Here is a 14,671-nt window from a genome sequence, read left to right on the forward strand (position 1 = left end):
CAGCGATCCGATCCGATCCGATCCACGCATTTCCGTGTCGCCGGAATCCACAATGGCACGGCAGAATCCCCCTTGCGCATCCGATTTCACGGGTATAGATCACCCGCCACGGTCGGAGTGTAGCTCAGCCTGGTAGAGCACTGTCTTCGGGAGGCAGGGGCCGGAGGTTCGAATCCTCTCACTCCGACCAATACTTCAATCAAAATCCGACCTTTTTCGCTTCCGGAAGCTGAACGGCGCCGTACAGCCCCTCGGAAGCAACCGGAGGTCAGCGTCTCTTGCCGGCACTTTGACCGCGCGGACTGGTTTCGATTCACCGTATTTGGTGATCGTCTTGTCAGACTTCCTGAGATTGACCGGACAGACCAAGTGGGCGAACTTGCAAGGATGACACGTCTGGCTATTGCCGATCAGCTGTTGCCTTTGACAGGTATTCATAACCCAAGCGGGACGAACATCCGCAACCGCAAATTGGCAACTGACGGCCCTCCTGCATCGCAGGCCGCAAAGATACAGCTTGGCAGCGGCACAGGTTCATTCAATTGTCAGACGGCATGGAAACATGCAGAATGCCTTTGGTATTGAGTTAAGTGGTTAGATGAACGGGCTGTCTTTCAACATCATCGCCGGATTGATCCTGCTCGCGGTGGGGCTGGTTCTTCCCAGCAGCGCACTGGTCCAGGGACTGCGCGGCAGTGGTGCCGTCGGTGAACCGGCCCTTGTCCAGGGCGCTTGGCTTTTCAAGGCCGGTCTGGTGACATTCGGGGCGTATCTTCTGGCGCTGCGGTTGTTGCCGGTCCGTCAGCCTCCGGTTCACATCCGCCCAGAGATTTCTGAGGCAAGCCCTGTCCAGACCGCGATTTTCATTGCATTGCTGGTCTGCGCGACGGCGCTTCGGCTCCACGATCTCGATGTCGGGATCTGGTATGACGAGATGCTGACATCGGTCTACTACATGCCGATGACCGTGGGTCAGATCGTCAGCACCTATCACGACGCCAACAACCACGTTCTGTTCTCGGTCCTCGCGCGGCTGTCCCTGTCGGTCTTCGGCGACAGCGTCTGGGCATTCAGGCTGCCTGCGGTGCTTTTCGGCATCGGTGGCGTCGCCGCGCTCTATTACCTTGCACGGCGGGTCAGCGGGACGAACGAAAGCCTGTTTGCCGCGGCGCTGTTGACCTTTTCCTATCATCATATCTGGTTCAGCCAGAACGCGCGGGGCTACACCGCGCTGCTGTTCTTCTCGATTCTTTCAAGCGCCTGGCTGCTGGACGCCATCCGTCACGGTAGCCCGCGCAAATGGGGGCTCTACTGCCTTGCCGTCGTTCTGGGGGCTTTCACGCATCCGACCATGGGCCTGATGGCCCTGGCGCAGTTCATGATCTGGGGCGCGACCCTTTTCGGCCGGACCGCCCAGCGGGCTCCGTGTCCGTGGAACGGGCTGTTCTGCGGTTTCATTCCCGTGGGTCTGCTGACCTTTCAAGCCTATGCGCTGGTCTTGCCAAGCATGGTCGGTGGAGCGCTGCTGAACTCCGGCCTCCAGGGAAGGGACAATGAGTGGACCAATCCGCTCTGGGCGTTCGCCGAACTCGTCAGCAGCCTTCGGATCGGCTTTGCCAGCGGCGGCGTCGTGCTTGTGGCGGGAGCGGTCTTTGCCATCGGTCTGCTGGATTTCATCCGCAAAAGGCCGGCGGTCGCGTCGTTGTTCCTGATCCCGGTGGTGGTCGGGTTCACCGTCATGACGAGCATCGGGTACACGCTGTTCCCGCGGTTCTTCTTTTTCGCCTTCGGGTTCGCCATCATCATCGTGATCCGCGGCGCGACCGTGACAGGCCGTTTCCTCGAACGTTTCCTTCCGTTGCCTGCATCGGCCGCCGGCTGGCTGCCTGCATTGCTGTGCGCCGGCATCGTGTCGGCCTCGGTCCTGTCCCTGCGTCACGTCTACCTGCCGAAACAGAACTATGCCGCGGCGATTGAATTGATCGAGCGGGAAACGCAGCCAGGCGACACTGTTCTTACAGTTGGCATCGCCGGCTTCCCGTTCAACGCCTACTACGGCAAGGAGTGGCCTACGATCGAGACCGTGGAGGAACTGGAGCGTTTGGGCTCGGAAACCGGCAGAACCTGGCTGATCTACACCATGCCGGTACATGCCAAGACCACGTACCCCGAGATCCTTGCCCGGATCGACAAGGATTTCACTGTCGTCGACCGGTTCCATGGCTCGCTGGGCGGCGGAGACGTTGTCGTGTGCCGGGAGAACATCGACAGGGGCGCCCGTGCCGGCACTGGTCGCTTAGTCTCGAAAGGAAGCGAATAGCATGTGCGGAATTTGCGGGATCCTGCGGATAGACCCTTCGTCGGAAGCTCCCGACGAGGGGTTGGCGGCCAGAATGGCGGCGACCCTTGCCCATCGCGGGCCGAACGACGATGGCACCTGGTCGGACGATCATGTCGCGCTGGGTTTCCGGCGGCTGTCGGTGATCGACCTGTCCTATGCCGGGCATCAGCCGATGACGAACGAGGACGGCACCGAGGTGATCGTCTTCAACGGCGAGATCTACAACTTCCAGGAACTCAAGAAAAAGCATCGGCTGGAAGAACGCGGTCATATCTTCAAGTCGCGCACGGATACCGAAGTGCTGATCCACCTCTACGAAGAGATGGGACTGGACATGGTGGCCGAGCTGAACGGAATGTTTGCGTTCGCGATCTGGGACTCGCGCAGCCGGGAACTGCACCTGGTACGGGACCGGTATGGGATCAAGCCCTTCTTCTATCAGTCCGATGAGGCATATTTCCGGTTCGGTTCGGAAATCAAGGCGATCATTGCCGACGAGCGGGTTGAGCGCAAACCTTCGCTTCAGGCGCTGCACGATTTCCTGACCTTCAACTACATCCCCGGCACCCAAACCGCCTTTGAGGGGATTCTGGAGGTGCCGCCGGGCCATCACATGACCGTCACCGCAGGCGGTGAGATCTCGATCAAGCGCTATTGGGACCTGCACTTCCGCGCCGATGCCGCAATGGCCGAAGAGCACGCGGTAGCGCGTTCGTACGAGTTGATGGACAAGGCGCTGCAACGGCGCCTGATAGCCGATGTTCCGATCGGCGTATTTCTGTCCGGCGGCCTTGATTCCAGCACGCTCGTGGCGCTGATGCACAAGCACGTGGACGAGCCGGTCCATACCTACTCCGTAGGTTTCGAGGACCAAAGCTTCAATGAACTGCCTTATGCCAGGATCGTGGCGGACAAGTTCAACACCGTGCATCGCGAGGTGACGGTCACCGCGGATATGGTGCGGGGCATGCTGCCGAAATACCTCAGCTTCACGGACGAGCCATATGGTGACGGCTCGGCCATTCCGACCTATTTCGTGAGCGAACTGGCCAAGGACGAGGTCGTGGTGGTCCTGTCCGGCGAAGGTGGCGACGAAGCCTTCGCAGGCTACGACACTCACGCCGCTTACAACGTCTACAGTCAGGCCCGAAAGATCCCCGGCTTCATCCGCAACGGCGTCGTGAGGCCCTTGGTGAACCTGCTTCCCGTGTCGGACAAGAAGCTGAGTTTCGAGTTCAAGGCGAAACGGTTCCTCGGCGGCTTGGACCTGCCGCCCGCAGAGGCGCATCTGTGGTGGCGGATCGTGCTGGGCGAGGCCGAGAAATTCGACCTTTACGCAGAAGGCCTGGCGAATGTGGCCGCGCTGCAGCCGTCTGTGCGCCATTTCAGCGCCGCCTTCGACCATTGCGGCGCCGACGAGATTCTGTCGCGGCTGATGTACATCGATTCGACGATCTTTCTGCCCGACGATCTGATGATCAAGAATGACCGGATGACGATGGCGCATTCCCTGGAGGCGCGGGTGCCTTTCACAGACCCGGAACTGACCGCGTTTCTCGCCACGGTGCCGCCGCATCTGAAGATGAAGAACCGGCGCAAGAAGCACCTGATGCGCCGGGCGATGGAGAATGATCTGCCCGAGAGCATCCTCAACAAGAAGAAGGTCGGGCTGGAAATGCCTTATTCGCGCTGGCTCAAGAGAGAGTTGAAGGACCTGATGATGCGCTATCTAGGACCCGACAACATCGCGAGGATCGGCCTGTTCCGCCCGCAGGCGATCCAGCGCTTGATCGATGACCACCTGAACGGCCGCCGCGACAACGGCCGGCCGCTTTGGGGGCTCTTGAACTATGTTATGTGGTACGAGCTCTATATCGACACTCAGCCGGGCTTGCGGAAAACCCAGATGGTCGAGATGACGTAGCTGGCGACGAAAGAGGCGCCGATCGCCACGAGCAGGATGAGCCAGAACGGCAGGTCCGTCGCGAATCCCAACCCCGCCACAACGGCGAGCCGGACCACCAGCGAAAACAGCACCGCCAAAAGGTATTTGGCAAACCCCCGGACTGAAATGGTGTGCCGGCTGGTATGTTCATAGCTGAAGATGTTGTGCCCGCAGTAGTTCACGGCGGAACCGACGACGAACCCGAATGTCGCGGCGAAAACCGGAGGCGAGGACAAGGCCGCGACCAACAGAACCGCAAGCAGGAAATCAGCGACGGTGCCCAGAATGTTGATGCTCAGGAACCTGAAGAACTGGCGTTTGTCTTTGAGGTTTGAAGTCATCTTGCCAATTGCCAGTTATTGACTTGGAACCATCGAGAAAACACATTCTGCCTTTTGTCAAAATGTCTCAGCCAGTCCTCTGATCCGCAGCCCAGGAAACCAATAGGCGTCTACCTGCGAGACGACGGGTAGTTGCGAACAAGTGTCGATCCAGCGTCGAGACGGTGAATCCGGCCACCGGGACGCACACCATACTCAAAATAACCATTTTTCGGACCGGTCGCGTAGTAGATGAACTCGCGATCGTAGTAGCCTTGAGCAGATGGCGATTCATCCTGAACAAACGCATTTTCGATAACGACCCAGTCCCGCTGGTTTTCGAACCCACCTATGCTACTGACGACGTTTTTTTCGATAACGACATACTTTGACGACAGGACGTTGATGCGTGGGATTGAGACATTTCCACCTTCGGCTCGGCGCACCCGGATGATCGTATTTCTTCTGATCGAAAGGTTATCAACACCATCTACAGAGATGCCGTGAACATGCGCATTGTAGATGACGTTGTTTTCAATCGCGACATTCTGGTGCCGCATATTTGGGTCATTCATGTTCTTACCGCTACTCCCCATAAAAATAGTCTGGGTGTAATCCCCACGCCCGATGTCGAAGATGTTATCCCGAATCACGACATCAGTGCTGCGCAATCCAGAACTACGCATGATCTGAAGCATGTCTCTGTGATCTCGTCCTTGAACGCCGCGGAAATTGTGTAGACGGTTGGCTTCAACCACCAAACCCGAGATACCTCCGAATGCCATTCCATCCGACCGAACATCATAGATGTTGTTGCCGCGTAAGATGAGGTTGGAGGTATTTCCACCCGTAATAGCCTTCCACCATTTCCGGAAAGTACTATTCAGGATGCTTACGGATGCGCTGTCTGTGATCCGCAAGCCACGTCCGTGCCCAACGCCGGCGTTATAATCACCATCGAACACCGAATTGGCAATAGTTACGTCGCTACTGGCCTTTATTATGAACGGACTGAAGGAGTCCTTGTCGCCTTGCGTAAAAGCGTAGTCGAATACCAACCCGTCGAGGACTATGTTCCGGACACCACTCAGATGCAGCTTTGAAAAACAGGCCGGTGACTTGGGATTAGCTGACCGAATCGTAACTGATTTCCCGAAGGTCGCACGGATTTTCAAGGTCCCATAGTTTCCGCCCGCCAATGCCAAGGTTTCGCCTCCGCGGGCTTTCCTGAGAGCGGCGGACAGTTCGGCGGCGTTGCGGATGACCTGCCCCTGGCCGGCCCCGGCAGCGGTCGTCGTGATTTTGTTGCCTGAACAAGCCGGAGCGGCGGACAGTTGCGTCGACAAGGCCAAGAGGAGGACTGCGGTGCAAGCCAGAAGGCCGACTGGGTTGTGTTTGCTTCGCATGTGGCGGCCGCTCTTCATCCCTTTCGTGACGGGCCCGATTCTACGATCCGGGGAAAGTCTTGTCCACGTCGTCATGTTTGCCGGCCGGAAACGGGCATTCCAAACCCGCTTCGGAATTGCTGCCCAAGCGTCAACGGGCGATTTGCTGCCGATGACCTATCGGGGATACGCGGGGATATGCCTGAAAAAAAGGGGGCTCAAGCCTGGATGTTGCGCATCGCGTTTCTCGCCCTCAAAGCTGGACGCAAGAAAAAAATGTCCGGGTATCGAGTTCAAGTTTTCCCGGAAACGGAAGGCAGTCGAGCAATATTGTCCACACGCAGGCAAAAATCTCTGAATATTTCCGTTTTTGGCCACGCTGTCGCCGCAAAGCGACTGTTCCCTATGGCCCTCTCGAGCGGGGTCTACTGCGCTGTAAAGGCGCTTCTGAAACCAAAGGTGTAGAATGTCAAAAACGATCACGGTTACCTCTGCGGCCGAGTTGAATCAGGCGCTGTCGCAAGCAACAGGAGGCGAAACGATCCTTCTGGCGGCAGGCGACTATGGCACGTTGAATTTGAAGAACATCCAATATGGGTCGAATGTTTCGATAAAGTCGCTGGACCCCAATGTGCCTGCTACCATTTCGAAAATGAGACTAGATGGTGTGTCGAATATTACATTCGAAGATGTGATGTTTGACTACAAATTCAACGGTGAAGCGACAAGCCATATGGCTTTCGAAATCAAGAACAGTTCCAAGATCGCGATCAAGGACTCGGTTTTTTCCGGCGACATCGCGCAAGGAGTTTCTTCGGTTGACGACGGATATGGGACTGGAAAGGGCCTCGTTGTTCGGAACAGTTCGGATATTGTTGTTTCCAACAATGAATTTTTCGACTGGTGGAAAGCACTTAGTGTTTCCGGCACCATCGGTGTGAACGTGTCAGGCAACAATGTTCATTCAATTCGGTCGGACGGGATGTTTTTTGACGGGAACCAAACCGTACTCATCGAAAAAAACTATATCCATGACTTCAAACGCTCACTTGGCGCGGGAGATCACGGAGACTTCATTCAGTTCACCAAGCTTCTTGGCACAAGCAGTGATATCACGATACGCGAGAACGTCATCGACATGGGTTCGGGCGAATACGCCCAATCGATTTTTATGGGGAACGGAAAATCGGACCCGAATAATCCGGCCATGTTTTATACCAATGTCGTGATCGAGAACAACTTGATCTACAATGCCCAAACGCACGGCATAACTGTAAGCGGCGCTAAGGACCTGACGATTTCTAAAAACACGCTACTGGCAATGGACCGAGGCGTTACCGGCGGAATCGCGATCCCCAAGATCAACGTTGCCGGCGGTTCGCAGAATGTCACGATCGACCACAACGTCGTTTCCGACGTTGCCGGCTATACTGGTCAATCGGATTGGAATGTTACGAAAAACGTGCATGTCCAAAACACGGACCCAAATGCGCCGGGCTACTATGACAACTTGTTTGTCTACCACGCCACCGCCGCACAGGACGGGTACAATCAGTATGGTGTGGTTCCCGGCAGCGTCATTGATGCGTCCAACGCAGGATCGGATTTGGTCAAGCTGTTTCCCATGTCATACGACACATGGGTGGGCAGTTCGGGCATCAGCATCCCGCCGTCTTCCGGCAATATTGGCAGCGGCGGAACCACCGTGCCGGGAACGCCGGCGACCGACCCCAGCGCTCCGGACACCGGCGGGTCTGAGGCAACGGGTGGGAGCACCAATCCGGCACCGGACACTGGCGACACTAGTACCTCCGGCCCCGAAACTGGAGATACCGTTGTGGCCGGGCCCGCTGAGGAAACCTCTGGTTCGACCACACCAGACATTGGCAAAACCGAAATCGCGGGGCCGGAAGTCGGAAGCACCGATGCGACGTCTGCCCCGGACAACGGGCAAACCACAGAGACGCCACTTGGAGATTTCGTTCTGGACTTAGCCGAACTCCTGAATGGCAATCAAGGTGAATTACGCGGTGACGCGGCAGTTCTCGACACCCCGACTGGTCCAGCCATTCACTTTGACGGATATGGTGACTCTGTCAGACTGGGTCGCCTGGAACAATTCGAGCACTCGGAACAACTCACTTTCACGGTTGAGTTCACGCGGAACGAAGCGGATGGCAGCGAGCAACGGGTAGTCTGGAACAAAGGCCACGTAGGGCTGACACTCGAGGATGATGGGCTGGTAGCGCATGTCGCAAACAACGACGCCAGGTTCACCAGAGGCTTCAAGGTAGACAATATTGGTCTAAATGACACCGATATGCATCGGATCACGGTCATGGTCGATCAGAATGCCGATCGACTGCAGATCGTGGTGGACGGCGCCGTTGTCCTAGAAGAGACCAACACGGATCTGGATTTCGTGGATGCCTTTGGTGGCCGCCAGCGGGGTTGGGAACTCGGAACTACACACAGTCGCCATGTCGATGGCCAGATCAGTGAGTTCAGCGTCGACGACGATGTCGCCTTTCTCGATACTCCCTACGTGCAGGAGAACAGCTTGCTTGGCTGACGTATTCGCTCCAGCAGTACGGATGTTCGAATACTGTTGAAAAGTTGTATTGGCTGGGTGCAGAATTGCATCCAGCCAATCACTTTCTTGGACGGCATATTGTCGGTCCCGAATTCAATTCTCAATGCGGAGGCGATCGCGACATGATATTATCCGATCGCTACCGTTTCGTGTTCGTTCATGTTCCAAAATGCGCGGGTACGTCCGTGAGAGAAGCAGTTTTGCCCTTTCACGATGCCGATACCCGCTTTCTGAAGACCGTCGAACATCATTCGGAACTGGGAGACATAGACTATCGGCACCTGCCGCTAAAGCTGTTGCGAGACCTTGATTCGGAGGCTTTCGCAAAGCTAAAAACCTATGAAAGTTATGCCCTTTTGCGCGATCCGTTCCAACGATTCCGCTCGGCAATGTCGCAAAGGGCAAAAATGTACCTCGGGAAGGAATTCGCGCAACTTGACGACAACGAAATTCGCGCCGAGATTGAACAGGTCAAAACTTATCTACAATCCGAACCTAAGGTACTTGAACCCGGGTTCATTCATTTTTCGAGACAATCAGATTACGTCTGGCTCGACGGTCAGAAACTGATAAAGAACCTATATCCGGTTGAGCGTCTCGATCTACTTCTTGCTGCGCTCGCCCGGCAAATCGGAACTGATTCCTTGAAAGCCGGTCATGCGAACAGAACCAAGGTATTTCGCCATCCCGGGTTGAAGCGCATCATGTATGGAAGCGCCGCATTGTCACGCAGGCTTCTACCCAGCGCAGTTCACGAAAAACTTCGAACCTCAGCGCGACGTATGCTAATGAAAGCAGGAACCTCGCAATCGAGTCCAGTTTTCGGCGAACGCCATGTGAAAAACTTCATCCGCGACTACTACGCCGCCGATCTTGCCATGTATCGTTGCGTTTTGGCGGGTGTCTCTTGACCAAACTCGTTACTTCGGGCGCCATGGAATGCCAATTGATGGTCAGTAACCACCTAAGACAGTTCATCCAATAAACGCCTCGATTGGCGGAGACTGGTATCGTACAAATCTTTCGCACATGTGACCGTGACAGCGGCTTCTTTCAAAGTGCCTGAGAAGAGCGGAGAATGGAAGATGACGAGAGTAATCCGAATCGACGAGGCTCGGATTCTTGATCACCTCGGTGAGATGATACACGCTCTGTCGAAGGGGCATTGGATGCGATGCTGGACACTGAGGCGGATCGGCCGTGCGGCGCGAGCAAATACGAGCGGACGGAGCCGCAGGGATACGCAGGCGGGCATCTATGATCGCTTGCTCGACGCCAAAGCAGGGCCAGTGAAGCTGGAAAGTACGAAAACTACGCAAACAGACGTTCGAGACGGCAATCATCGAGCGGTATCAGCGCCGAGAGAGCAGCGTCGACCGTCGGCGCGCGATTGGTACCGCCTGCCTGAGTATGTGGCTGAGATCAAAAGCACGTAGTTAACTCCGTCTATAGGAACGTGTGTTATGCGGGGTCTGCGATGCGTGGTGAAATTCTTTAGGTTGGAACAGCGGCGTTTCTGTAGTGACGTGGACAAACTCGAGATTGTCACGTCGGTTGGTATCGGCGAAGCTGTGTGGCGTCAGCACCTACCGGACAGATTGACCTGCTGCCAGAAAACTGGACCGTCCTAAGCTGCAATTTTCCACTTATTGAGCCGCTCCCCTTGTTCGGACCACCCGATGGGGGCACGCCACCCCATCTGCGTCCGCGAGTTTTTCCTTCCAAACATCAATCCCAACGTATGTCACCGAAAGCTCGTCTTCCATGCCAGTCCTCTATTGCAAAAGGTGACGCGCGTCGCCCCGCGATCAAGCCACAGGCAATATCCAAGGAATACGCCGCCCCGAAGACATGCAGTACTACGGAAAAACCAGCTACAGTTAGTAGCATGTGCGGGCTAGTCTTCCGACGCTTGGGCGCCTGAGGCTTCGGCACTTGACAACTGAAGAACGGATTTTGCGATCGCGAGCTGTTCCTCGTGCCATTGCCAACGCAGCTTTTGCACGGGCGCCGCACCTCTTTCAAGGATGCGTGCTGCGCGGGGCAAGTCTCGCTGGCGCATGACACAGTCATGTACCAGATGCGGACCGAAACAGCCGATCTTGGGGACTTCACACAGGGCCTTCCTGAACGGCCGTCGCAAATAGATCAATAACTCAAAGAGCGTATGGCACCAAAAGTAAGTATGCGGATTCCGGCGCTTGTCCAGGTAGCGGATACTGTAGTCACACCAATCCGAAACGACCGGGTGGTTTGGCTCGGCCGCGAGAAACCATGTCGCGACTTCACGTGTAATTCCAGGCCAGGTAAACCATCGGGTTTCTCTCGTCCAGAAGAACGCAAAAAAACCCCGTTGACCCAAGACAGGCAACCACTCATCCAGCGGCTTGACGCAGAAGGTCGTTGCATCCGCCCATGCTCCCCCCCGTTCCTTGAGCAGCTTGAGGCGCAGGAGGTCGGAATAGGATTGTATCGATATCTCTGATGATAGGGGCGGCATGTCTACGAATTTCGCCACCGTTTCCTTGCTAAGAACTTGAACGGTCCAGTTCGGGTTGTTGGTTTTCCATGATTCTATGCACATTCGAACGACTTCCGGCGCGTTGTCGATCCCAGTGTCCCAAAAGATCCAAATATTGCGCGGTATCGTGCGCGGTATGGATTTTTCGAAACCGTCCGGTCGTGGCATCCCCGCTTTTCGGATCACTCTGCGAGCAAAACTTCGGAGCTGTTTTCCCTTAAAAAGAAACACAAAAAATGCCAACCATGAGTTTCCAGCCAACACCAGTACTCCTACAAACAACCGCTTTGCATATTTTACCGGCCATTTCAAACAGGCTCCAGAAATCAATCGATGCCGGTGCGCGGCAATACGCTTTCCGCGTGTCGTGGCAACCTTTGGGCAACAGTGACGCAAGCATGGCGGAACTGTGTGCCTTGTCATTCCGAGCGTCGCCATTCCGGGCAGTTCCACGTTGCCGTGTGACAACCCATGTCAGTATAGTTTCTCTATACTTCAGCCTTCATAGCGGGCATCGAAGGTGTGGCCGCCATGGGTAGCCAATTGTTAGGATGGATACCGTTGGCAACGCGGACAGTAACGAAGCGAAAAAAGCAGATGGGGTTTGGATCGACAAGCGAAGTGTCCCGACCGTACATCGTGCTCATTCTGTTGTTGTGTTTCATTCTACCTTTCTACTTCAATATCGCCGATTTCCGCCTGAGCGGATATCGCACTGCGCTGATCCTATTGTTTGTTCCGGCGGTCGTCCGATGGTTAGACGGGAGTGATCGGGTACGCGCGGTTGATCTGTTGCTAGTATGTTTCGCAATTTGGGGTAGTATTGCGATTCTGGCCAACCACGGATTTGCGCAGTATGAGTACATCGGCATCAGGTTGATCGAGACTTTGTCACCGTATTTCATTGCCCGCTGGTTGATTCGAGATGCAAGCGCCTTCCGGGCATTCTCTGGATGGCTCTTTTTTGTCGTTGTTCTGATGCTTCCTTTCAGCATCCACCAATCCTTCACAAACCGATCGATAGTACTCGAGTTTTTTGACAGCTTTAGTGAAGCCTATCGCACCGTACAGCAAGAACCACGACTGGGACTGTATCGCGCGCAAGGGTTCCTGCCGCACCCGATATTGTTCGGTGTATTCTGCAGCCCCGCATTTGCATTGGCGTGGTACGTTCTTGGGTACGACCGGAGCCTTGTTTTCAAGCTCCCAAGAGTCGGTCTCATTGGATTGGTCGTGTTTACGTCGTTATCTTCGGGCGCATGGTTGTCAGTCATGGTTCAGGTCGCACTGATGCTGTGGAACAGGGTCATGGCCGCAATTCAAGCGAAATGGAAACTTCTGCTCTACATGTTCGCGGGGATGTACATCTTCATCGAAATCTTTTCCAATCGTTCGCCAGCGCAAATCTTCGCAGCCTACCTGACGATCAAGAAATCGACGGCTTGGAACCGGATTCACATCTTCAACAACGCTATCGATGACATTATGCGCAACCCGATCTTCGGTATCGGACTGAATGACTGGACGCGCCCTCGTTGGATGCTGGCAAGTGTCGACAATTTTTGGTTGGTGATGACCATGCGGTATGGACTCCCGGCCTTTCTTTGCCTACTTGCGGCAGTCATACTACTTTATCGTGACATTGGCCGAGTAACTCTGACCGGAAAGCTAGCGTGCTATCGGTTGGGTTACCTTTTCGCCTTGACTGGCGTTTGTGTCGCCGCGATTTCGGTCCACCTATGGGACGCGGTATACTGCCTACTAATGTTCATGCTTGGCGCGGGAGTCTGGTTTGTGGACGCGAAAGATGAAAGCGTGACGGAACCGGTCGTTGCCCCCTCGGGGCCGGATCGCAAGATCAGGTACACCCGGTTCGGCAAGGATCATGATGCTCCAGTCGCGAGACGCCGCACGAAAAGCCAACTTGGGGCAAGGGACAACGACTGAATGACTGTTCAGGACAACAAGATCAGGACGGATGCCGGTCTGGGCCGAAAATCACGCCGGTCGAGATTTCGGAAGAGGATTACCCAAATTCCCATCTCCGTCCGCAAAAACTACCGGCTCTTTCGAAATCCGGAGTTCTGGCAGATGCTACCACTCTTGCTCGCCTGCCGACTTCAAGAGCGCAACTTTGCCGAGGAACGGACAAAAATATTCGTCGGAACGCATCACAAGGCAATGACGACATATTTCAAGCCCGTTCTCAGGATCCTGTCTTTTGGATTGGGAACACGCTTCGAAGAAATCTCGAAAGAGATTCCGCAACCGGAAACCCGGGTCTTTCTGTCGATGCACAGCCGGACGCCTTTGTCCGAGATTGGGCCATACAGGGGGGTTCATGTCATGCGCGATCCGCGCGACGTGATCGTTTCCTCCTACTATTATCATTTGTGGACCAACGAGCTTTGGGCCCACGTTCCGGATGAGAACGGACTGTCCTATCAGGACAAACTCCGGTCGGTTGACAAGAAGGACGGCCTGTTCATGACAATCCGGCATTTCATCTATTTCAACCGAGAAACACTAGAAAACTGGAATTTGGATGATCCTGATATTCTAGAAGTCTCCTACGACGCCTTGATGGGAGAGAACCGCGACAAGCAATATTCCGAGATATTCACGTTTCTTGGATTGACCGATAGGGCGCATGAACTGGGCGTGCGGTTGATGCGCCTATTCGAGGCTGGCAATCGGAGCAAAGTACCCGCGGGCAGAACCAATGAGCGGGCGCATATCCGCAGTGGCCGAAGTGGACAGTGGAAAGACGAGTTGGAACCTGAACACGTAGCATTCATCGAACGCGAGTTTGGGCACATCCTGGACAAGTTCGGATATCCCCGGGCCAGTCCGGAACTGGAAAGATGAACATGCGGACATCCATTCACCCGAGTGGCAGAAAACGCCGCCGGGCCATTCCGAACGCGCGACGCAATTGTTTGATTTGCGGCATGCGGCCAGCCAATACCGCCTCCAACTCAGCTTGGGTCATGTCGCCCCGCAGGGAGGTGCGTGGCCGCAGGAACGCGTCTTTGCGAAGTAACCCGGCATCGCTGGAATAGGACGCAGTATAGCCGGTTTGGCGAAGGAAACGAAGGACACGGGCGTCGTAGCGGCCAAACGGTATTCCGGCTAGATTGACAGGATGGCCGCAGATTTTCTGCAGCAAGTCGCGGGACAGGCTTAGTTCCCGATGGAGCGCGTCGTCGTTCAGACTAGTCCAATCGACATGTGCAATTCCGTGGCTGCCGATTTTCATCCCCGCTTCGACAAGTGCCGTGAGGTGCCTACGTTCTAGTGAACCCTCTTTGTCTAACCGTCCAGTCAAAATGAAAAAGATCGCGTGCAGTCCCCGTTCAAGCAAGGCCGGCACGGCGACTTCATAATCCGACAGGTTCCCGTCGTCAAAGGTCAGGACGTAAGCCTTCGGATCGGGCGATCCCGCGATCCGGTCAACAACGCTCAGGAACTGCGCCTCAGACATCCAGTATCTCGACTCACCATCCTCAAGTATGCGGGCAGTGGGGCCAATACCGTGAAAGTTGAGAGCAATCAGATGCTTCATG

Annotated in this window: 12 protein-coding genes, 1 tRNA gene and 1 pseudogene; 10 read left to right on the forward strand and 4 right to left on the reverse strand. The window is 55.3% G+C overall.

The genetic code is table 11. The annotated features are described in order from the left end of the window. Positions 1 to 113: 113 nt before the first annotated feature. The 4 genes from FGK63_RS12850 to asnB all read left to right on the forward strand — a co-directional run bounded on the left by FGK63_RS12850 (position 114) and on the right by asnB (position 4,265). Positions 114 to 190: transfer RNA gene (locus FGK63_RS12850), tRNA-Pro, on the forward strand. Between the two features lie 197 nt (positions 191 to 387). Continuing rightward, positions 388 to 585 carry a hypothetical protein gene (locus tag FGK63_RS12855; protein ID WP_218961138.1) on the forward strand — a complete coding sequence of 66 codons (198 nt, stop codon included), beginning with the start codon at positions 388 to 390 and terminating at the stop codon, positions 583 to 585. Positions 586 to 598: 13 nt separating this feature from the next. Further along, on the forward strand, positions 599 to 2,320 hold the full coding sequence (locus FGK63_RS12860) for a glycosyltransferase family 39 protein (protein ID WP_138842841.1): 1,722 nt from the start codon (positions 599 to 601) through the stop codon (positions 2,318 to 2,320). 1 nt (position 2,321) lies between these two features. Further along, complete coding sequence (gene asnB / locus FGK63_RS12865; protein ID WP_138842843.1) at positions 2,322 to 4,265, forward strand: asparagine synthase (glutamine-hydrolyzing); 1,944 nt, start codon at positions 2,322 to 2,324, stop codon at positions 4,263 to 4,265. Here the strand turns inward: asnB and FGK63_RS12870 are convergent. Both FGK63_RS12870 and FGK63_RS12875 read right to left on the reverse strand, forming a co-directional pair. Further along, the gene (locus FGK63_RS12870) at positions 4,223 to 4,627 is read right to left on the reverse strand and encodes a GtrA family protein (protein ID WP_138842845.1); all 405 of its coding nucleotides are present in this window, start codon (positions 4,625 to 4,627) and stop codon (positions 4,223 to 4,225) included. The two genes, asnB and FGK63_RS12870, sit on opposite strands and share 43 nt — an antisense overlap. Before the next feature lie 110 nt (positions 4,628 to 4,737). Further along, positions 4,738 to 5,952 (reverse strand): right-handed parallel beta-helix repeat-containing protein, encoded by a 1,215-nt coding sequence (locus tag FGK63_RS12875; RefSeq protein ID WP_218961139.1) that lies wholly within the window; start codon positions 5,950 to 5,952, stop codon positions 4,738 to 4,740. Positions 5,953 to 6,189: 237 nt separating this feature from the next. Between FGK63_RS12875 and FGK63_RS12880 the strand changes: the two genes are divergently transcribed. The 4 genes and pseudogenes from FGK63_RS12880 to FGK63_RS21220 all read left to right on the forward strand — a co-directional run. Next, complete coding sequence (locus tag FGK63_RS12880; protein WP_138842849.1) at positions 6,190 to 6,456, forward strand: hypothetical protein; 267 nt, start codon at positions 6,190 to 6,192, stop codon at positions 6,454 to 6,456. A gap of 1 nt (position 6,457) precedes the next feature. Further along, the gene (locus FGK63_RS12885) at positions 6,458 to 8,563 is read left to right on the forward strand and encodes a right-handed parallel beta-helix repeat-containing protein (RefSeq protein WP_138842851.1); all 2,106 of its coding nucleotides are present in this window, start codon (positions 6,458 to 6,460) and stop codon (positions 8,561 to 8,563) included. A 44-nt stretch (positions 8,564 to 8,607) separates the two neighbouring features. Continuing rightward, entirely contained in the window at positions 8,608 to 9,495 is an 888-nt protein-coding gene (locus FGK63_RS12890) for a sulfotransferase family 2 domain-containing protein (protein WP_218961140.1), read from the forward strand. A 174-nt stretch (positions 9,496 to 9,669) separates the two neighbouring features. Continuing rightward, positions 9,670 to 9,961 (forward strand): annotated as a pseudogene (locus FGK63_RS21220) (transposase); the annotation flags it as partial. A 520-nt stretch (positions 9,962 to 10,481) separates the two neighbouring features. Here FGK63_RS21220 and FGK63_RS12900 read toward each other — a convergent pair. After that, a complete protein-coding gene (locus FGK63_RS12900) occupies positions 10,482 to 11,417 on the reverse strand; it encodes a capsular polysaccharide synthesis protein (RefSeq protein ID WP_171052643.1) in 936 nt (311 codons plus the stop codon). Positions 11,418 to 11,636: 219 nt separating this feature from the next. On the opposite strand from FGK63_RS12900, the gene FGK63_RS12905 reads away from it, so the two are divergent. Beyond that, on the forward strand, positions 11,637 to 13,052 hold the full coding sequence (locus FGK63_RS12905; protein ID WP_138842857.1) for an O-antigen ligase family protein: 1,416 nt from the start codon (positions 11,637 to 11,639) through the stop codon (positions 13,050 to 13,052). Further along, entirely contained in the window at positions 13,053 to 13,973 is a 921-nt protein-coding gene (locus tag FGK63_RS12910; RefSeq protein ID WP_138842859.1) for a sulfotransferase domain-containing protein, read from the forward strand. It begins immediately after the preceding gene. 16 nt (positions 13,974 to 13,989) lie between these two features. Here the strand turns inward: FGK63_RS12910 and FGK63_RS12915 are convergent, their stop codons facing one another. After that, a complete protein-coding gene (locus FGK63_RS12915; RefSeq protein ID WP_138842861.1) occupies positions 13,990 to 14,670 on the reverse strand; it encodes a polysaccharide deacetylase family protein in 681 nt (226 codons plus the stop codon). Position 14,671 lies beyond the last annotated feature (1 nt).

The organism is Ruegeria sediminis (assembly GCF_005938215.1).
Lineage (GTDB): Bacteria > Pseudomonadota > Alphaproteobacteria > Rhodobacterales > Rhodobacteraceae > Ruegeria > Ruegeria sediminis.

Excerpts from the sequence above, each read along its gene's own strand:
- FGK63_RS12855 (WP_218961138.1), top strand. The coding sequence starts at position 388 with ATGACACGTCTGGCTATTGCCGATCAGCTGTTGCCTTTGACAGGTATT.
- FGK63_RS12860 (WP_138842841.1), top strand. The coding sequence starts at position 599 with ATGAACGGGCTGTCTTTCAACATCATCGCCGGATTGATCCTGCTCGCG.
- asnB (WP_138842843.1), top strand. The coding sequence starts at position 2,322 with ATGTGCGGAATTTGCGGGATCCTGCGGATAGACCCTTCGTCGGAAGCT.
- FGK63_RS12870 (WP_138842845.1), bottom strand. The coding sequence starts at position 4,627 with ATGACTTCAAACCTCAAAGACAAACGCCAGTTCTTCAGGTTCCTGAGC.
- FGK63_RS12880 (WP_138842849.1), top strand. The coding sequence starts at position 6,190 with ATGCCTGAAAAAAAGGGGGCTCAAGCCTGGATGTTGCGCATCGCGTTT.
- FGK63_RS12885 (WP_138842851.1), top strand. The coding sequence starts at position 6,458 with ATGTCAAAAACGATCACGGTTACCTCTGCGGCCGAGTTGAATCAGGCG.
- FGK63_RS12905 (WP_138842857.1), top strand. The coding sequence starts at position 11,637 with ATGGGTAGCCAATTGTTAGGATGGATACCGTTGGCAACGCGGACAGTA.
- FGK63_RS12910 (WP_138842859.1), top strand. The coding sequence starts at position 13,053 with ATGACTGTTCAGGACAACAAGATCAGGACGGATGCCGGTCTGGGCCGA.
- FGK63_RS12915 (WP_138842861.1), bottom strand. The coding sequence starts at position 14,670 with ATGAAGCATCTGATTGCTCTCAACTTTCACGGTATTGGCCCCACTGCC.